The 19,277-nt window shown below is 63.3% G+C and carries 13 protein-coding genes; 8 read left to right on the top strand and 5 right to left on the bottom strand.

From position 1 onward, the window contains the following. The first annotated feature begins 255 nt into the window (after positions 1–255). The 7 genes from GGQ99_RS12350 (at position 256) to pyc (ending at position 10,769) form a co-directional block, all read left to right on the top strand. Entirely contained in the window at positions 256–1,158 is a 903-nt protein-coding gene (locus GGQ99_RS12350) for a branched-chain amino acid ABC transporter permease (protein ID WP_108606466.1), read from the top strand. Between the two features lie 4 nt (positions 1,159–1,162). Beyond that, positions 1,163–2,758, top strand: a complete 1,596-nt coding sequence (livM, locus tag GGQ99_RS12345; RefSeq protein WP_183262760.1) for a high-affinity branched-chain amino acid ABC transporter permease LivM — start codon at positions 1,163–1,165, stop codon at positions 2,756–2,758. Next, entirely contained in the window at positions 2,758–4,770 is a 2,013-nt protein-coding gene (locus tag GGQ99_RS26425; protein ID WP_246389558.1) for an ATP-binding cassette domain-containing protein, read from the top strand. Before livM ends, GGQ99_RS26425 begins: the two co-directional genes overlap by 1 nt. Further along, on the top strand, positions 4,767–5,498 hold the full coding sequence (locus GGQ99_RS12335; RefSeq protein ID WP_108606469.1) for an ABC transporter ATP-binding protein: 732 nt from the start codon (positions 4,767–4,769) through the stop codon (positions 5,496–5,498). The genes GGQ99_RS26425 and GGQ99_RS12335 overlap by 4 nt, the downstream gene beginning before the upstream one ends. Before the next feature lie 11 nt (positions 5,499–5,509). Then, entirely contained in the window at positions 5,510–5,857 is a 348-nt protein-coding gene (locus tag GGQ99_RS12330; protein WP_108606470.1) for a DUF6867 family protein, read from the top strand. 144 nt (positions 5,858–6,001) lie between these two features. Beyond that, the gene (locus tag GGQ99_RS12325; RefSeq protein ID WP_108606471.1) at positions 6,002–7,120 is read left to right on the top strand and encodes a branched-chain amino acid ABC transporter substrate-binding protein; all 1,119 of its coding nucleotides are present in this window, start codon (positions 6,002–6,004) and stop codon (positions 7,118–7,120) included. A 190-nt stretch (positions 7,121–7,310) separates the two neighbouring features. Next, positions 7,311–10,769, top strand: coding sequence for a pyruvate carboxylase (gene pyc, locus GGQ99_RS12320; RefSeq protein ID WP_108606472.1), 3,459 nt, complete (start codon positions 7,311–7,313; stop codon positions 10,767–10,769). Between the two features lie 51 nt (positions 10,770–10,820). Here the strand turns inward: pyc and GGQ99_RS12315 are convergent, their stop codons facing one another. Then, positions 10,821–11,648 (bottom strand): SH3 domain-containing protein, encoded by an 828-nt coding sequence (locus tag GGQ99_RS12315; protein WP_183262759.1) that lies wholly within the window; start codon positions 11,646–11,648, stop codon positions 10,821–10,823. Positions 11,649–12,013: 365 nt separating this feature from the next. On the opposite strand from GGQ99_RS12315, the gene GGQ99_RS12310 reads away from it, so the two are divergent. Then, the gene (locus GGQ99_RS12310) at positions 12,014–13,201 is read left to right on the top strand and encodes an MFS transporter (RefSeq protein WP_183262758.1); all 1,188 of its coding nucleotides are present in this window, start codon (positions 12,014–12,016) and stop codon (positions 13,199–13,201) included. A 128-nt stretch (positions 13,202–13,329) separates the two neighbouring features. On the opposite strand, the gene GGQ99_RS12305 is transcribed toward GGQ99_RS12310, so the two are convergent. The 4 genes from GGQ99_RS12305 to GGQ99_RS12290 all read right to left on the bottom strand — a co-directional run bounded on the left by GGQ99_RS12305 (position 13,330) and on the right by GGQ99_RS12290 (position 19,268). Continuing rightward, positions 13,330–13,488, bottom strand: a complete 159-nt coding sequence (locus tag GGQ99_RS12305) for a DUF3309 family protein (protein WP_108606475.1) — start codon at positions 13,486–13,488, stop codon at positions 13,330–13,332. Between the two features lie 96 nt (positions 13,489–13,584). Continuing rightward, a complete protein-coding gene (locus GGQ99_RS12300) occupies positions 13,585–16,758 on the bottom strand; it encodes an efflux RND transporter permease subunit (protein WP_183262757.1) in 3,174 nt (1,057 codons plus the stop codon). A 3-nt stretch (positions 16,759–16,761) separates the two neighbouring features. Beyond that, a complete protein-coding gene (locus GGQ99_RS12295; protein WP_183262756.1) occupies positions 16,762–17,892 on the bottom strand; it encodes an efflux RND transporter periplasmic adaptor subunit in 1,131 nt (376 codons plus the stop codon). Between the two features lie 245 nt (positions 17,893–18,137). Then, positions 18,138–19,268 (bottom strand): patatin-like phospholipase family protein, encoded by a 1,131-nt coding sequence (locus GGQ99_RS12290; protein ID WP_183262755.1) that lies wholly within the window; start codon positions 19,266–19,268, stop codon positions 18,138–18,140. Positions 19,269–19,277: the final 9 nt, after the last annotated feature.

Raw genomic sequence — 19,277 nt, 5'->3', positions numbered from 1 at the left:
ATTTTGACGCTACATTCTTCGAAACTGGCGCGCAAAATCACCGGAATCGGCAAAGACATTGCGTTGAGCCAATGATAGGTTGCGCAATGGTCCAGGGCCTGGACAACATAAAAACAGAGGCGGCTTCAAGTGCCGTCCGGCAGGCGGCAACGGGTGTAAGAATCACGTTGCAATCCAGGCTCGAAACTTTAGGACTAGGGGAAATATCAAAAGGAATGCGTGCATAGCGCGACATTCCAGGGGAGCCGCATTCACATGCAGTACTTCGTCCAGCAGATGGTCAACGGGCTGACGCTGGGGTCCATCTATGGCCTCATCGCTATCGGCTACACGATGGTCTACGGCATCATCGGGATGATCAATTTCGCCCACGGCGACATTTTCATGCTTGGGGCATTTGTCGCCCTGATCGTGTTCCTGACCCTCACCGCCATGTTCTATTCGGTGCCCGTGGTCGTCGCCTTGCTGGTCATGATGGTCGTGGCGATGCTGATGACCAGCCTCTACAACTGGACCATCGAAAAGGTCGCCTATCGGCCGCTGCGTGGTTCGTTCCGGCTGGCGCCGCTGATCACTGCAATCGGCATGTCGATCGCGCTGTCGAACTTCGTCCAGGTGACGCAAGGTCCGCGCAACAAGCCGATCCCGCCGATGGTCTCGACGGTCTACAATGTCGGCGGCATCTCGATCTCGCTCAAGCAGATCATCATCGTCATCGTCACCGTCTCGCTGCTGGCGCTGTTCTGGTACCTGGTCAACAAGACCTCGCTCGGCCGGGCCCAAAGGGCCTGTGAGCAGGACCGCAAGATGGCCGCCCTGCTCGGCGTCGACGTCGACCGCACGATCTCCATCACCTTCATCATGGGCGCGGCCCTTGCCGCCGTCGCCGGCACGCTGTTCCTGATGTACTACGGCGTCGTCGCCTTCTCCGACGGCTTCGTGCCAGGCGTCAAAGCGTTCACCGCAGCCGTTCTCGGCGGCATCGGCTCGCTGCCCGGCGCCATGTTGGGTGGGCTGTTGATCGGCTTCATCGAAAGCATGTGGTCGGCGTACTTCTCGATCGACTACAAGGACGTCGCGGCGTTCTCGATCCTTGCGATCGTGCTGATCTTCCTGCCCTCCGGCATCCTTGGCCGGCCCGAAGTCGAGAAGGTCTGAGCCCATGGCCAACATCGCTCAAGCCACACGCGAAGCATCCGCTACCCCATTCCAGCGCGGCATCAAGGAGGCGCTCTACGCGGGCGCCATCTCCTTCGGCCTGTTCTTCCTGTTCATCGGGCTGCGGACCGACCAGAACATCCGTAACGAACTGATCCTGGTTCCGCGCTGGGGACTGCTCGCCATCGTCGTCGGCCTGGTGATGCTCGGACGCTTCGTCTACGTCGCCTACGGCCAGCCGTTCATGGCGAGGCAGAAGATCGTCAATGTTGCCAGCGGCCTGTTGCCGGACAGCGTGGCGACGCGGTTCTTCAAGTTGCCCTACTTCATCGCGTCACTCGTTGTCGTCGGGCTGCTCATGGTTTTCGCCGGGTCGCTCGATGGGATCTTCGGGCCTGCGCTCGCCGGCTACATGCGCTTCTTCCGCGCGCTGGCGATCATCTACGCGCTGGCATCGGTGATGTTCTATTTCCGCGCTTTCATCCAGGCGCATTTCTCGGCGCTCGGCATCGGCGTTCTGGTGGCTTATCCGATCGTCGTGGTGGTGGCCCTGACCCTGATCTCGGGTTCGATGGCAGGCGGCTTCCAGGGCTCGCTCAAATGGGTCGACAATTTCGGCATCCAGATCCTGATCTATGTGATGCTCGCCTGGGGCCTGAACATCGTCGTCGGCCTCGCCGGCCTGCTCGACCTTGGCTATGTCGCCTTCTACGCCGTCGGCGCCTACGCCTATGCGCTGCTGGCGACGCAACTCGGATGGTCGTTCTGGATCCTGCTGCCGGTAGCCGGCATCATGGCCGCCTTCTGGGGCGTCATGCTCGGGTTCCCGGTGCTACGTCTTCGAGGCGACTATCTGGCGATCGTGACGCTGGCGTTCGGCGAAATCATTCGCCTGGTGCTGATCAACTGGCGCGAAGTGACCAACGGTGCTGCCGGCATCTCCGGTATTCCCAAGGTCAGCTTCTTTGGCCTGATTTCGTTCAACGTGTCCGACCCCAACTACATCGCCAAGGTGTTCGGCATTGCCCAGTCCGGCGCCTACTACAAGATATTCCTCTACTACCTCATCCTCGGCCTGGCCCTACTGACCGCATTCGTCACCATCCGGCTGCGGCGCATGCCTGTCGGCCGTGCCTGGGAAGCGCTGCGCGAGGACGAGATCGCTTGCCGTTCGCTCGGCATCAACACGACAACGACCAAGCTCACTGCCTTCGCCACCGGCGCGATGTTCGGCGGCTTCGCCGGCTCGTTCTTCGCTGCGCGCCAGGGTTTCGTGTCGCCCGAATCCTTCGTCTTCCTGGAATCGGCGATCATCCTTGCCATCGTCGTGCTCGGCGGCATGGGCTCGCTGGTCGGCATCGCGGTAGCGGCGGCGGTGATGATCGGCGGCACCGAGATCCTGCGCGAGATGGAGTTCCTGAAGGCGGTGTTCGGGTCGGACTTCACGCCCGAACTCTACCGCATGCTGCTGTTCGGCATGGCGATGGTCATCGTGATGCTGTGGAAGCCGCGAGGTTTCGTCGGCAGTCGAGAACCCACAGCCTTCCTGCATGAGCGAAAATCCGTCTCCAGTTCCTTCACCAAGGAAGGACACGGCTGATGAACGCGAGCACCTCCATGAACAATGCGATCCTGCAGGTCGAGCATCTGTCGATGAAGTTCGGCGGCCTGGTTGCCATCGGCGACCTGTCGTTCGAAGCCAAGCGCGGCGAGATCACCGCGCTGATCGGCCCGAACGGCGCCGGCAAGACGACGGTCTTCAACTGCATCACCGGCTTCTACAAGCCGACGGAAGGGATGATCCGTTTCAACGGTCGGGAAGGCGGCGAGTTTCTGCTCGAACGCATGCCCGATTTCCAGATCACTGCCAAGGCGAAGGTGGCGCGCACGTTCCAGAACATCCGGCTGTTTTCGGGCATGACGCTGCTCGAAAACCTCCTGGTGGCGCAGCACAACAAGCTGATGAAGGCCTCGGGCTACACCGTCATGGGCCTGCTGGGACTTGGCGGCTACCGCAAGGCGTCGGCAGAATCGGTCGAGCTTGCCAAGCACTGGCTCGAAAAGGCCGAGCTGATCGAGCGGGCGGACGATCCGGCGGGCGACCTGCCCTACGGCGCGCAACGGCGGCTCGAGATCGCACGCGCCATGTGCACCGGGCCGGAACTGCTCTGCCTCGACGAGCCGGCGGCCGGTCTCAATCCGAAGGAGTCGCTGGCGCTCAACACGCTGCTCAACGACATCAAGGATAACACCGGCACGTCGATCCTGCTCATCGAGCACGACATGTCGGTGGTCATGCAGATTTCCGACCATGTCGTCGTGCTCGAATACGGCCGCAAGATCTCCGACGGCGACCCGATGTCGGTCAGGACCGATCCGAAGGTCATTGCCGCCTATCTCGGCGTCGACGATGAGGAAGTCGCGACCGTCCTGGTCGAAGTCGGCGACGAGCAGGTGATCGAAGAACTGGAGGGCGTGCCCGATCCGGCGCATGGCCCGAGCTCGTCTTCCTCGATGATGGCGGGTCCGGTCAGCGATACGATCAGCCACAGCGACGGGCACGGCGAGATCGTGACCGTTTCCAAGGGCGCGTCGAAGGCGGCACAGGTCGAGGCGCGCGACGCCAGGGCCGCGTCCAAGCCGGCGACAAAGGCTGCCCCTGCCAAGACGCCCAAGGCCAAGTCGACGGCCACGCCACCTGCCGGCCTGATGGCTGCGCCAAAGCCTGCGAAGGGGGCGCCTGCGAAGGCTCCGGCCAAGGCGGCTCCCATCTCGAAGGTCGTGGTACCGGCCTCCAAGGCGCCGACCAAGCCGGCGACGGTTAAGGCAGAGCCGGCGAAGGTGGTTTCCAAGCCGGTCAAGGCCGCAGCCCCGAAGGCAGTGGCGAAACCCGTGGCAAAGCCTGCAGCGGCGGCTCCGAAAGCGGCGGCCAAGCCGGCTAAGGCCGAGGCGCCAAAGGCGCCTCCGGTTCCTAAGCCTGCTCCGGTCAAGGCATCTGCGAAGCCTATGCCTGCAGCTAACGCACAAGCGAAGCCGGCAGCGGTGAAGGCAGAGGCGACGAAGGTTGCTTCCAAGCCGGCCAAAGCGCCGGCCGCGAAGGCCGCTGCGAAACCCGTGGCAAAGCCTGCGGCAGCTCCAAAAGCTGCAGCCACGCCTGTAAAGGCCGAGGCGCCAAAGGCAGCCAAGGCCGCTCCTGCTGCGTCGAAGGCATCTCCGAAGCCCGCGCCAGCAGCCAAGGCGGCCACGAAATCGGCAACCAAGACCCCCGCAGCCAAGACTGCGGCGCCCAAGGCTCCGGCTGGCAAGGCACCTGTGGCTAAGGCCCCGGCTGCCAAGACCATCTCCAATGTGCTCGCCGCTCCGCGCGGCGGGGTGCCGGACCGGCTGATCCTGATCAAGGGCATCGGACCGGTCAACGAGAAGAAGCTCAACGAACACGGCATCTTCCATTTCGACCAGGTGGCGGCGTGGAAGAAGTCGGACATTGCGGCGGCGGAGGCCTATCTCGCCTTCGATGGCCGGATAGAGCGTGAAGACTGGGTGGGGCAGGCCAAGGCGCTGGCGCGTGAAGCGGCCAAGCCGGCGAAAGCCAAGCGCGGAGGTGGCAAGTGACGGCGGGTAAGAGCTTGCTCGACATCAGGGGTGTCGAGACCTACTACGGCAACATTCGCGCGCTGAACGGCGTCGACGTTTCGGTCAACGAAGGCGAGATCGTTGCCTTGATCGGCGCCAACGGCGCCGGCAAGTCGACGCTGATGATGACCATCTTCGGCACTCCTCGGGCGCGCCGCGGTACCATCACTTTTGCCGGTACCGACATCACCGATCTGCCGACGCACGAGATCGCCCGGATGCGCATCGCGCAGTCACCCGAGGGACGGCGCATCTTCCCGCGCATGACGGTGATGGAAAACCTGCAGATGGGGGCCAGCCTCGACAACCTCAAATTCTTCGATGAGGACGTCGAGAAGGTATTCACCCTGTTCCCGAGGCTCAAGGAACGCATCGCCCAACGCGGTGGCACGCTGTCAGGCGGCGAGCAGCAGATGCTGTCCATCGGCCGTGCGCTGATGGCGCGGCCCAAGCTGCTTCTGCTCGACGAGCCGTCGCTGGGCCTGGCGCCGCTGATCGTCAAGCAGATCTTCGACGCCATTCGCGAGCTCAACCGCACCCAGGGCCTGACCGTCTTCCTCGTCGAGCAGAACGCCTTCGGCGCGCTCAAGCTCGCCACGCGCGGTTACGTCATGGTCAACGGCGTCGTCACGATGAGCGGCACCGGCAAGGACCTGCTCGCCGATCCCGAGGTTCGCGCTGCCTATCTCGAAGGCGGGCGTCACTAGGAGATTCCATCATGCAGGGCATTCTCTACGAGGAACCCTCGATCTGGCAGTTCTTTTTCGTCACCTGCCTCCTGGGCGGATGGGCGGCCTGGATGACAGGCCGCGCCTGCGCCCAGACATGGCGCAGCTACGGCCAGCTGGTGCTTTACATTCTGGGCCTTGGCATTGCGGTTCGCTTCATCCATCACGCGCTGTTCGACGGCACGATGTTCACGCTGCAATATTACATCGTCGACACTATCGTGCTGATGGCGTTTGCAATCCTTGGATATAAATACACCCGCACCAACCAGATGGTGACGCAATACAACTGGCTTTATGAAAAGGTATCGCCGCTTTCTTGGAAATCGAAGTCCTGAACACCAGAACTTCAATATCGACGCCGGTTCGCCAATGAATCGGCGTGACAACTGCCGGAAAATCGGCAAACTCACCTTTCTGCGATATGGGTGGGCATCGCACGAAAGAAACTCCACGCCCACTCAATTAATGGGAGTGTTTCAATGAAAAAGTCACTTTTGTCGGCTGTTGCGCTGACCGCGCTCGTAGCGTTCAGCGGCAGCGCATGGGCCGATATCCTGGTCGGCGTCGCCGGTCCGATCACCGGCCCGAACGCGGCCTTTGGTGCGCAACTCCAGAAGGGCGCTGAGCAGGCGGTCGCCGACATCAACGCGGCTGGCGGCATCAACGGCGAGCAGATCAAGCTTGTTGTCGGCGACGACGTCTCCGATCCGAAGCAGGGCATCTCGGTTGCCAACAAGTTCGTTGCTGACGGCGTCAAGTTCGTGGTCGGCCACTTCAACTCGGGCGTTTCGATCCCGGCCTCGGAAGTCTACGCCGAGAACGGGATCCTCGAAGTCACCCCGGCGGCGACCAACCCGACCTTCACCGAGCGTGGCCTGTGGAACGTGTTCCGCACCTGCGGCCGCGACGACCAGCAGGGCGGCATTGCCGGTGCGTACCTCGCTGAGAAGTTCAAGGACGCCAAGATCGCAGTCATCCACGACAAGACGCCTTACGGCCAAGGCCTCGCTGACGAAACCAAGAAGGCGATGAACGCCGCGGGCGTCACCGAAGTCATGTATGAAGGCGTCAACATCGGCGACAAGGACTTCTCGGCGCTCATCGCCAAGATGAAGGAAGCCGGCGTTTCGATCATCTACTGGGGCGGTCTTCACACCGAAGCCGGCCTGATCATCCGCCAGTCGGCCGACCAGGGCCTCAAGGCAACGCTCGTTTCGGGTGACGGCATCGTCTCCAACGAACTCGCCTCGATCGCTGGCGACGCCGTTGCCGGCACGCTCAACACCTTCGGCCCGGACCCGCGCCTGATCCCCGAGAACAAGGATCTGGTCGAGAAATTCCGCGCCGCTGGCTTCGAGCCGGAAGCCTACACGCTCTACTCCTATGCCGCGATGCAGTCGATCGCAGCGGCCGCCGCTGCTGCCGGCTCGATCGACACGCAGGAAGTGGCCAAGGCTCTCAAGGAGAAGGGCCCGTTCAAGACGGCGCTCGGCGATATCTCCTTCGACGAGAAGGGCGATCCGAAGCTCCCCGGCTACGTCATGTACGAGTGGCAGAAGGGTGCCGACGGCAAGTACACCTACGTGCAGCAGAAGTAATTCTCCAGCACAGCTAACCGATAGATGCCCGGCGCTTTGCGCCGGGCATTTTTTTGTGGCCGTGGAAAAAATATCTATCTGACGCTGCGGAAATTAAATCGATTTAAGGGGGTGTGATTTCGGTTGCACCGCAGCATTTTCCCGCTAATCATGCGCCGCCTCTTAAATATCCGGTTTCTGGAGTGTTTTCGTGCCGATCAGCAAGATCCTCGTCGCCAACCGATCCGAAATTGCCATTCGCGTGTTCCGCGCGGCCAACGAGCTGGGCATCAAAACCGTGGCGATCTGGGCTGAAGAGGACAAATACTCGCTGCATCGCTTCAAGGCCGACGAAAGCTACCAGGTCGGGCGCGGTCCGCATCTTGCCAAGGACATGGGGCCGATCGAAAGCTACCTGTCGATCGAAGAAATCATGCGCGTCGCCAAATTGTCGGGCGCCGACGCGATCCATCCCGGCTACGGCCTGTTGTCGGAAAGCCCCGAATTCGTCGATGCCTGCGCTGCAAACGGCATCACGTTTATCGGGCCGAAGGCCGAAACGATGCGCCGGCTTGGCAACAAGGTTGCCGCGCGCAATCTGGCGATCGAAGTCGGCGTGCCGGTCATTCCAGCCACTGATCCTCTGCCTGACGACATGGACGAGGTGAAGAGGCTTGCCGCACAGGTCGGCTATCCGGTCATGCTCAAGGCGTCATGGGGCGGCGGCGGCCGCGGCATGCGCGCTATTCGGAGCGAGGCCGACCTCGTCCGCGAAGTGGTGGAAGGCAAGCGCGAGGCCAAGGCGGCGTTCGGCAAGGACGAGGTCTATCTGGAGAAACTGATCGAGCGTGCCCGCCACGTCGAAGTGCAGATCCTCGGCGACACGCATGGCAATGCGGTACACCTGTTCGAGCGCGACTGCTCGATCCAGCGCCGCAACCAGAAGGTCGTCGAGCGTGCGCCTGCGCCCTATCTCAGCGAGGAACTGCGCCAGGAGCTGTGTGGTTATGCCCTCAAGCTTGCGCGAGACACCGCCTATATCGGCGCCGGCACGGTCGAGTTCCTGCAGGACGCCGATACCGGCAAGTTCTATTTCATCGAGGTCAATCCGCGTATCCAGGTCGAGCACACCGTCACCGAGCAGGTGACCGGCATCGACATCGTCAAGGCGCAGATCCACATCCTCGACGGCTTCGCCATCGGTACGCCGGAATCGGGCGTGCCTGTCCAGGCGGACATCAGGCTGAACGGCCACGCGCTGCAGTGCCGCATCACGACCGAGGATCCGGAGCAGAACTTCATTCCCGACTATGGCCGCATTACCGCCTATCGCGGTGCCACCGGCTTCGGCATCCGCCTCGACGGCGGCACGGCCTATTCGGGCGCGGTCATCACCCGTTTCTACGATCCGCTGCTGGAGAAAGTCACGGCCTGGGCACCGACACCGCACGAGACCATCGCGCGCATGCACCGGGCACTGCGCGAGTTCCGTATCCGCGGGGTGGCGACCAACCTGACCTTCCTCGAAGCGATCATCACGCACCCGGCCTTCCACGACAATTCCTATACGACGAGGTTCATCGACTCGACGCCGGAACTGTTCGCCCAGGTCAAGCGCCAGGACCGCGCCACCAAGCTGCTCAACTATCTCGCCGACGTTACCGTCAACGGCCACCCGGAAACGCGTGGCCGCGCACTGCCCAACCCGGAAGCGGCTGCGCCGGTGGTGCCTTGGTTCACCGGCCCGATCCCGGACGGCACCAAGCAGCGGCTCGATGATCTTGGCCCGGAGAAATTCGCCGCCTGGATGCGCGGCCAGAAGCAGGTGCTGATCACCGACACGACGATGCGCGATGGCCATCAGTCGCTGCTCGCCACCCGTGTCCGCACCCATGACATCGCCAGGATCGCAGGCACCTACGCACGGGCGCTGCCGCAGCTCCTGTCGCTCGAATGCTGGGGTGGGGCGACTTTCGACGTCGCCATGCGCTTCCTGACCGAGGATCCGTGGGAGCGGCTGGACAAGGTGCGCCAGGCGGCACCGAACATCCTGCTGCAGATGCTGCTGCGCGGCGCCAACGGCGTCGGCTACACCAACTACCCCGACAATGTCGTCCAGCATTTCGTGCGCCAGGCGGCGGCCGGTGGCGTCGACCTGTTCCGCGTCTTCGACTGCCTGAACTGGGTCGACAACATGCGCGTGTCGATGGATGCGGTAGGCGCCGAGGGCAAGCTGTGCGAAGCGGCAATCTGCTACACCGGCGATATCCTCGATCCGAATCGCGCCAAGTACGATCTCAAATATTACGTCGGGCTGGCCAAGGAACTCGAGGCCGCCGGCGCTCACATCATTGCCGTCAAGGACATGGCCGGCCTGCTCAAGCCGGCGGCGGCGCGGGTGCTGTTCAAGGCGTTGCGCGAGGCGACCGACCTGCCGATCCATTTCCACACACACGACACGTCGGGCCTGTCGGCGGCAACGGTGCTGGCTGCGGTGGAAAGCGGTGTCGATGCCATCGACGCGGCGATGGATGCCTTTTCGGGCAATACCTCGCAGCCTTGCCTGGGCTCGATCGTCGAGGCGCTGCGTGGCTCAGATCGCGATCCGGGCCTGGCGCCCGAATGGATCCGCCGCATCTCGTTTTATTGGGAAGCCGTGCGCAACCAGTATGCGGCCTTCGAGAGCGACTTGAAGGGGCCGGCCTCGGAAGTCTACCTGCATGAGATGCCGGGCGGCCAGTTCACCAACCTCAAGGAGCAGGCGCGCTCGCTCGGCCTCGAAACCCGCTGGCACGAGGTGGCTCAGGCCTATCACGACGTCAACCTGATGTTCGGCGACATCGTCAAGGTAACGCCGTCGTCCAAGGTCGTCGGCGACATGGCGCTGATGATGGTGAGCCAGGAACTCACCGTCGCCGATGTCGAGAGCCCGGCCAAGGACATTGCCTTCCCGGACTCGGTCGTGTCGATGCTGCGCGGAGATCTCGGCCAGTCGCCCGGCGGCTGGCCGGCAGCGTTGCAGAAGAAGGTGCTGAAGGGCGAGAAGCCGATCATCGCTCGCCCCGGTTCGCTGCTCAAGGCGGCCGATCTCAAGGCCAACCGCAGTGACGTCGAGACCAAGCTCGGCCGCAAGCTCTCGGAAAACGAGTTCGCTTCCTTCCTGATGTACCCGAAGGTGTTCTCGGATTTCGTCGGCGCGCAGGACAATTATGGCCCGGTCAGCGTGTTGCCGACGCCGGTCTATTTCTACGGCATGAAGCCCGAGGACGAGGTCTTCGTCGACATCGAGAAGGGCAAGACGCTGGTCATCCGCTGCCTCGCCGTCGGCGATGTCGACGAAAAGGGCATGGTGACGGTGTTCTTCGAACTCAACGGCCAGCCGCGCCGCGTCAAGGTGCCGGATCGGGCGCATGGCGCATCCGCGTCCAAGGCAAGGCGCAAGGCAGAGCCCGGCAATGATGCTCATATCGGCGCGCCGATGCCGGGTGTCGTCTCGACGCTGGCCGTCGCGGCTGGCCAGCCCATCAAGGCCGGCGACGTGCTGCTGTCGATCGAGGCGATGAAGATGGAAACCGCACTGCACGCCGAGCGCGACGGCACGATCGCCGAAGTGCTGGTGCGCGCCGGCGACCAGATCGACGCCAAGGACCTGCTCGTCGTCTACGGCTGACAAGTGCAGGCCGGGTACGTTCGACGTCGCCCGGCCTGTCCTGCTTCCGGTCTAGAACAAGCCCTGGCCGGCGGCGGCCTCTTCCTTGACGCTGCGGCGGATCAGGCTCTTGAACATGTAGCCGCGCTGGCCGTTGTAGACGACCGTGCACCAGTTGCAGCCGGTCTCGGCTTCTATGGCGGCATTTGCCGGCACCACCACGATCACCTTGGCTTCATCGGCTGGGCCGTCGCGCAGGTTGGCATATTTCGCGGCCTTGGCCGGGCTCAGGTCGGGCAGGGGCCCTTCGACGGCTGCGGTCGCGTCGATCATTCCGGTCGATGCTTCGAGCATCGCTATTTCCGCCTCGGTTTCGGCAACCTGCACGTCCAGCGTTCCGCGCAGGCCGTCAGGGACAATCGACGCCGTGTCGGAGGTATCGGGAGCCTCAGCGGTCGCCGGCACGCTTGTATCGGCCAGGGCGACGGTGTCAGGACTGCGCTCGTCCGGTCCCGTCGCGCTGTCCGGCACGTTGGACGCGATGGGCGGTGAAGGGCTGAATTGGGCCTTCGGCGTCTCCCCTGAAATCAGCGGGGCTGCCGCCAGTTTCGACGATGCGGGTTGGCTGGGCTGGACTGTGGCGGCCGGCTTCTCATCTTGCGCTACAGGCACGGGGCTGACCGGCTGTGGCTGCGTCATGCGGGGCGGCACGGCAGCCGTCTGGGTCGGGTCCGGCTCCGAAGTGCCGATGATCAGGAAACCGGCCAGCGCGACCGCCACGGCGGCTGCGCCCACCACGAGCGCGATGCCTGGTCTGGAGGGCAGGCTGGCGCCCGACTGGCGCAGTTGCTCGGCCAGGCGACTTGGTATTCCGGCGCGCCGGAAAGCTAGGGTATTCATGGTACAACACTCCACAACGGTGCGACCCGGCGTCCAGCCGGCATCGACCCCCAACCCGCGCAAGCATGCATAGAGCGGAACCAAGCGCGCGAGCGGAGAGTGTTGCCTGTCCGCCGCCATTCCTCGAAAGTTCGCGTACAACGGCTATTGGACGGAATTCGGGCAAAAATTAACCTTGGTTAACCGTCTGGCCCAATGATTGCCTCCACTTACAGCTTGAGCCTATGTTAAATCGATTTAAATTCATGGTGACCCGACATCTGCGCACACCGCCCGGTGCAAGCGCGGTAACATTTTGAATCAGCCGCTCACGCTGATCTGAAATCGATTTCAGGTGTCGGACCCATGTGCTAGGAGACGCGGCGATGGACGCCACCGACACAACCGCCCCTGCCAGCCGGGCCCGCTGGGCCGTAGCTGCTGCCTTCTTCATCAACGGTTTCATCACCGGAAGCTGGGCGCCGCAGATCCCGCTGCTGCTGACGCGGCTCGAGATCAGCGAGTTCGTGCTCGGCCTGCTGATCCTGGTGTTCGGTCTCGGTGCGCTGACGGCAATGCCCTTCTCCGGCTACCTGATGACCAAGCGGGGTTCGCGGCCGGTGGTGATCGGCTTTGCCTGGATCGTGGTCTTTGCCCTGCTCTTGGTGGTGCTCTCGCCAAATGTCTGGGTGGCGGCCGTCACGATGTTCATCTTCGGCGGGTCGATCGGCGCCATGGACGTGGCGATGAACGCCAATGCGGTGGCCGTCGAAAGGAAGCTGTCGCGCGCGATCATGTCGTCGTCGCATGGTTTCTGGAGCCTTGGCGGCTTTGCCGGCGGAGGGCTTGGCGGCATCTTCATCCTCAGTTTCGGTCATCTGCCGCATGCGGTGTTCGTCACCGTCGCGGCTGCGGCGATGACGGCATTCGCCCTGCCTCACCTGATCGGCGAGGACAAGCCGGAGGCGCATGAGCACCATCACTTCCGCTTGCCGCGACTTCCCACCATCTACCTGGTCGGCATCATGGCGCTGTTTTCGATGATCCCGGAAGGCGCCGTGCTCGATTGGGCAGCGCTCTATCTCAAGCAGGAACTCGGCGCCGACATCGCCACCGCCGGCTTCGCCTTCGCCGCCTTCTCCGGCATCATGGCACTGATGCGGTTTCTCGGTGACGGCGTGCGCAACCGCTTCGGCGCGGTGACGACGCTGCGCGTCTCGGCGCTCATCGCGGCGTGCGGCATGCTCGCGGCGGGTCTTGCGCCGAACCCATGGGTCGCGATCGCGGCATTCGCCTTCTGCGGGCTGGGCGTCGCCAACATGGTGCCGATCGCCTTTTCCGCCGCCGGCAACCAGCCGGGCGTGCCGTCAAACATCGGCATGAGCGTCGTCACGACCATGGGTTATTCCGGCATATTGGTTGCCCCGTCGGGGATAGGTTTCGTCGCCGGGCAAGTCGGCTTCGCGCCGGTCTTCGTGACGTTGTCGGGGTTCCTGGTGGTCGTCTGCCTGATGGCGGGGCTGGCCCGTCACGCCGATTTCAGGGCCATGCCTCAGACTGCGCCGGCAGAATAGCAGGCCCTCTCACTCTAGCGTTACGGCCCGAGGAGGCTCGCTTTTCGGCCGCCCCCTGGTCCAGCATCAACGCGCGCAGCTTTGAGCCTGCGCCGCTTCGATCGCAGCAAGGCCGCCGGCCAGTGCGGTCAGATGCGGCCCATCAGCATCAGCACCAGAAGCACGACGAGCAACACGCCGACGATGCCGGAAGGGCCGTAGCCCCAGCCGCGGGAATGGGGCCATGCGGGCACTGCGCCGAGCAGGATCAGGATCAGGATGATCAAAAGCAGCGTGGAGATGGTCATTGTGGGTGCCTCGCAATTTCGTGTTGCATCAAGGCAGCAACGCAAAAGGCCGCCCGGTCGTTCCGGGCGGCCTTTTTCAACCTGATTGCAGAATGTTTATTCGGCGGCCTTGGGGAAGGCGACCTCAGGTTCGGCATCCTTGGTTTCCGCCGGCGTGGCGGTTCCCTTGGAGATACGATCCCTGCCCCAGCTGAACAGCCTGCCGAACCAGCCGCGCTGGCCGGGCTTGCGTTTCTCGCGGGTGAACACCATCAGCATCGCCGGCGTCACCACCAACGTCAGCACGGTGGCGAAGGACAGGCCGAAGACAATTGCCGACGACAGCGCGATCCACCACTGGGTCGATGGCGCATTGATCGTCGTCTCATGGTGGAAGATCTCGAGGCCAAGCCCGAACGCGATGGGCAGCACGCCGAGGATCGCAGACAACGCCGTCAGAACCACCGGACGGGCTCGCTCGCGGCACGTCTGGAGCACGGCGTCGAGCTTGTTCCAGCCTTCGTCGCGCAGCCTGTCGTAGGTGTCGATCAGCACGATGTTGTTGTTCACCACCACGCCCGCCAGCGCGATCATGCCGATGCCCGACATGACGATGACGAAGGACTGGCCGGTCAACAGCATGCCGAGCAGCGCACCCACCGTCGCCATGACAACGCAGGTCAGCACCAGGATGACGCTGGTGAACTTGTTGAACTGCGCCAGGAGCACGATGAAGATCAGGAAGATCGCCGCGCCGAAGGCATTGCCGAGGAACGCACTGGCCTCGGCGCTGTCCTCGTTGGAGCCGGCCAGCTTCCAGTCGATGCCCGGCTGGGCCATCTGTTCGACCACCTTGGTGACCTCAGCCTGTACCGCGGCAACCTGGTAGCCGGAGGCAACGTTGCCCTGGATGGTGATCGTACGCTTGGCGTCGATGCGGTTCAGGACACCGACGGTCGGCTCGGGCTTGCGCGAGACGAAGTTCGAGATCGGCACCGAGCCTTGCGGGGTGACGATGCGCAACTGGTCGAGTGCGGCAAGCGTGCGGCGGTCCTCCGGCAGGCGCAGCCGGATGTCGACGGCATCGTCGGCCCCGGCCGGGCGATAGTCGGTGAGCTTGAGACCGGTGGTCACGAGCTGCACGACGGTACCGACCGCCGTCGGGCTGACGCCATATTGGGCCGCCTTGGAACGGTCGACTTCCAGCGCCCAGTCGATACCCGGCGGAGGCAGGCCGTCGGAGATGTCGATGACACCGGGTACCTTGGCGACCGCCGCCGCGACGTCCTTGGCGTAGTCGTTGAGGCCCGTCGGGTCGACGGCCGCGAGCTGCACCTGGATCGCCTTGCCGGTCGGCGGTCCCGCATCAGGAACGCGGACTTCAACGTCCACACCCGGGATGCCGGCCATCGTGGCGCGCAGTTCGTCGAGGATGACGTGCGCCGACTTGCGTTCGCGCCAGTCGACGAATTCGTACTGGATCACGCCGACGACGTCTTCGGGGATGTCCTGGCCGCCGCGGCTCTTGCCGGAGCGGGTGTACACCGACTTGATGCCTGGCCAGCCGAGGATCCGCTTTTCGGCCTCGAGCGTGGCTGCGTCCATCTCCGCGAGCGAGAGGTTGCCGCGTGCATGGACGTAGAGCAGGCCATAGTCGGGCTCGACCGTCGGGAAGAACTCTACACCGTTGCCGAACTTGACATAGGCATAGGTGCCGCCGGTGAGCAAGGCCACCGTCAGCACCAGCGCGGTGATCGGATAGGTGACTGCCTTCTTGACGACGCCCATGTAGACGCCGTCCTTGAGGTCGTCCTCATGATGCTTCGGTGCCTTGGCGAACAGGGCGCCGATGGTCGGCGCGAAGATAAGCGCATAGGCCATCGACGCTGCCAGCGTGACGATCAGCGTGATCGGCAGATACTTCATGAAGTCGCCGATGATGCCGGGCCAGAACAGCAGCGGCGAGAACGCTGCGATACGGGTCATGGTGGCGGCAATGACGGGACCTGCCATGCGCTTGGCGGCCAGTTCGAACGCCTCTTCCTTGGGCATGCCTTCCGACATGCGCCGTTCGGCGAATTCGGTGACGATGATCGCATCGTCGACCAGCATGCCGACTGCCAGGATCAGGCTGAAGAGCACGATCATGTTGATCGTGTAGCCCATCAGTGCCAGCGCCAGGATGCCCATCAGGAACGACGACGGGATGGCGAGGCCAATCAGCAGCGAAGCCCGGCCCGACAGCGCATAAAGGATGACGATGAAGACCAGGATGACGGCAATCAGCACGTGGTTCTGCAGGTCGTTCAGCAGCTGGTTGACGAAGACCGACTTGTCCTGGGTGTAGGTAACCTTCATGCCTTCCGGCGCAGTCTTGACGAACGCGTCGGCGACGGCCTTTGCACCGTCGATCGTCTCGACGATGTTGGCGCCGATGCGCTTCTTGACCTCGATGGCGATTGCCGGCTTGCCGTCGAGACGGGTGATCGTCTCGGCATCCTTGAAGGTCGAGCGGACCGTGGCCAGATCCTGGACGCGCACGACGGCATTCGGCGTCGCCACCACGGGCAGGCGCGCCACGTCCTCCGGCGTTTCGATCAGTGCTGGCACCTTGACGGCGTATTTGCCTTCCGAGCCTTCGATGGCACCGGCGGCGACAAGGCTGTTGGACTGGCCGATGCCCTGGATCATCTGGTCGAGCTGCAGGCCATAGGACGACAGCTTGACCGGATCGATGATCGCCTCGACGAGTTCGTCGCGCGACCCCTGCAGCGTGCCTTCGAGCACGCCGGGCACTTCCTCGATCTGGTCGCGCAATACCTTGGCGGCAGCGGTCAGCGCCCGCTCGGGCACGTCGCCCGACAGGGTGACGACCAGGACCGGAAACTCCGACAGGTTCACTTCGTTGACCGTCGGCTCCTCGACGCCGGCCGGCAGGTCGCGCTTGGCGTCCTGCACCTTGTTGCGGGTGTCGATCAGGGCATCACCCAGATCCACCGACGGGTCGAACTCGACGATGACGTTGGCGCCGCCCTGATAGGCGTTCGACTTCATCTCCTTGAGCCCCTTGAGGTTCTTGAGCTGTGACTCGACCGGTCTCAGCAGCAGGCGCTCGGCGTCCTCAGGCGAGATACCCTGATAGACGAGGCTGACATACATAATCGGAATGGCGACGTCCGGCTCGGCTTCCTTCGGCACGGCGCGGTACGCGAGCGTACCGGCGATAACGAGGAAAAGCAGGACCGAAAGGGTCAGTCGCGCATTGCGGATCGCAAGCTTGACGATATCCATTTTTTACTGCGTCCCGGTCGCATCTTCGGCGAGCTTCTTAAGTACGGCCTCGTTGGCCGGTTCGGCCTTCACCTCGTCGCCTTCCTTGACCAGGTCCTGGCCGGCGATGATGATCTGTGCTGTGGCAGGAATGCCGCCGAGCACCAGCCCGTTCTGCGTGTCGTCGACAAGGTCGATCGGGTAGAAGACCACCTTCGAGGCGCCATCGACGGCGCGGATGCCGAGGTCGCCATTTTCGCCCAGCGTCACCACCGAACGTGGGAGCATCACGGCATCCACCGGCTTGGCGCGCACCGTAATCTCGGCAGTCATGCCGGCGGGGATCGCGCCATCGGCGTTCGGGATGGCGATCTCCACCGGGAAGGTGCGGGTCTGGGACGTGGCGTCACGGCTGATGTAGCGCACCTTGCCTGTCACGACCTCGCCATTGACCAGCTTCACTTCCGCTTCGTCGCCGATCTTGACGTAGCGCAGGTCGCGCTCGCTGATCTCGCCTTTGCCCAGGATCGGATCGAGGTTCAGGATCGTCGCCACTTCGCCGCCCTGGATGACGGAAGAGCCAAGCTCGACCGCAACGCGGTCGACGACGCCGTCGAAAGGCGCCTTGACCTGGTTGCGCGACAGTTCGGACTCCGCCGCCTGCAGCTGCGACAGCGCGGTCTGGTAGTTGGACCATGCGCCATCGGCCTGCAATTTCGCGACCGAGCCGGCCTTCATCAGCTTTTCGGTGGCTTCCCACTCAGCCTTGCGCTGGACGAGCACGGCCTTGGCCGTGTCGACCGCGGCAGTCTTTTCCTCGGCGTCGAGCATCAGTACAAGGTCGCCTTGCTTGATGTGGTCGCCTTGTTTGACCGGCAGTTCGGCAATTATGCCGGCGGCACGCGTTGCCAGTGTCGCACGCTTGTTGGCCTCGGTCTGGCCCGAGATACGTATCGCACGGGCATGGTCCAGTCGCGGTGGCGCCACGACCATCACGGTGCGCAGCGGCGCCTTGGGCTGTTCGGCCTGAACAGGCTTTTCATCAGGAGATGGCTGTGCACTGCCCACCGACGAGAATTTGCCGGAGCCCATCCAGGCGGCGAAACCGACGAGCACGACCAAGGCTGCAAGCTTATGGAACCTAATCTTCGACATTGTCGCTATATCCATTAAGGACGGTTGCGGCTCACCGCGATCTTGCCTGGCGCGTCGTCCCGATATGGTGGCGCGCAATGCCGCATTCAATCCGCCGCGGGGGCAAAGGGGCGGAAGGGCGTCTTCTACATCAAATGTGCATCGCAAAATAGTGATAAAAAGTAATGGAAATATCATCCTGACAAAACTGGCAGGAGCTGTCAGCACGCTGCGGTTGCTGCCGCGGAAAGCCCCGGTTTCCCGGCCTAGTTGTGTTGCCGCACGGCAGCCGGCCTCGTTCTGGTGGCCAGGAATTCACGTACGCGGCGGCCGACGGAAGGTCCGCGCAACGGCTTGAAACCGTCGTCGAGCTGCCCGGACAGGTCGAGCGTGGCACGCTTGCCGACCGAATCAAAATTGTCTTCCAGCCAGTCGCTAGCCGATGTGCGGCCAAGGTCGCGCAAGTATTCGAGGAATGCCCATTCGGCATTGACCTTCGAGGACGCCGAAAGATCCTTGAAGGCCTCGTCGGCATCGATGCGATGCATGCGGATGTCGCGGAACTCACCTTCCGGCAAGCGCCCTGCAGCGATCAGTTCCTTGATGAAGGCAATGGCGCGGAATTCGCGCAGGAGTCCGGCGTTGAAGGTAATCTCGTCAATGCGGTTCTGGATTTCGTTGGCCGTCTTCGGCGTCTGCTCGCGGATCACGGGGTTGATCTGGACAAGCAGCACGTCGTCGCTGTCGTTGGCCTTGAAGAACGGATAGATCGCCGGATTGCCGCCGTAGCCGCCATCCCAGTAAGGCACGCCCTTGATCTCGACGGCCTGGAAGATCTGCGGCAAGCAGGCCGAGGCCATGACCGTGTCGAGGTCGATCTCGCCGTCGCTGAAGACGCGCAGCTGACCGGTCTCGACGTTGGTGGCCGAGATGAACAGATCGATTTCCTTGCACGCCCGCACGTTGCGGAAGTCGATCTCCTCGGCAACGACGTCGCGCAGCGGGTTGAGGTTCATCGGGTTGGCGACATAGGGCGAGAACACCCGCGACATGGTGTCGAACCAGATGTAGCCGGGCGTGTTCTCGATCGACCAGTTGCCCCACAACATATCCCAAGGCGAGCGCTGCACCGGGCTGAAGCGGCCCTTGCGGGCGACCGCGCGCCAGAAGTCAGCGAGCTTGGCGCGGGCGCCGTCGGCACCGCCGCGGACCCAGCCGTCAGCAAGCGCGACCGCGTTCATCGCGCCTGCGCTGGTGCCTGACATCGCCTTGATGTCGAGGCGCCCGTCTTCCAGCAGGCGATCGAGCACGCCCCAGGAGAAGGCGCCGTGCGAGCCGCCGCCCTGCAGCGCGATGTTGATCGGCTTTGTCTCCTCCGCCTTGCCGTTTCCAGTCATGGCGTGTTG

This window comes from Aminobacter niigataensis (genome assembly GCF_014200015.1).
Lineage (GTDB): Bacteria > Pseudomonadota > Alphaproteobacteria > Rhizobiales > Rhizobiaceae > Aminobacter > Aminobacter niigataensis.
This window is presented reverse-complemented; position numbering and strand designations above follow the sequence as displayed.

Bases quoted from the DNA above. Each gene is read 5' to 3' on its own strand.
- GGQ99_RS12350 (WP_108606466.1), top strand. From the start codon at position 256: ATGCAGTACTTCGTCCAGCAGATGGTCAACGGGCTGACGCTGGGGTCC.
- livM (WP_183262760.1), top strand. From the start codon at position 1,163: ATGGCCAACATCGCTCAAGCCACACGCGAAGCATCCGCTACCCCATTC.
- GGQ99_RS26425 (WP_246389558.1), top strand. From the start codon at position 2,758: ATGAACGCGAGCACCTCCATGAACAATGCGATCCTGCAGGTCGAGCAT.
- GGQ99_RS12330 (WP_108606470.1), top strand. From the start codon at position 5,510: ATGCAGGGCATTCTCTACGAGGAACCCTCGATCTGGCAGTTCTTTTTC.
- GGQ99_RS12325 (WP_108606471.1), top strand. From the start codon at position 6,002: ATGAAAAAGTCACTTTTGTCGGCTGTTGCGCTGACCGCGCTCGTAGCG.
- GGQ99_RS12315 (WP_183262759.1), bottom strand. From the start codon at position 11,648: ATGAATACCCTAGCTTTCCGGCGCGCCGGAATACCAAGTCGCCTGGCC.
- GGQ99_RS12310 (WP_183262758.1), top strand. From the start codon at position 12,014: ATGGACGCCACCGACACAACCGCCCCTGCCAGCCGGGCCCGCTGGGCC.
- GGQ99_RS12305 (WP_108606475.1), bottom strand. From the start codon at position 13,488: ATGACCATCTCCACGCTGCTTTTGATCATCCTGATCCTGATCCTGCTC.
- GGQ99_RS12300 (WP_183262757.1), bottom strand. From the start codon at position 16,758: ATGGATATCGTCAAGCTTGCGATCCGCAATGCGCGACTGACCCTTTCG.
- GGQ99_RS12295 (WP_183262756.1), bottom strand. From the start codon at position 17,892: ATGTCGAAGATTAGGTTCCATAAGCTTGCAGCCTTGGTCGTGCTCGTC.
- GGQ99_RS12290 (WP_183262755.1), bottom strand. From the start codon at position 19,268: ATGACTGGAAACGGCAAGGCGGAGGAGACAAAGCCGATCAACATCGCG.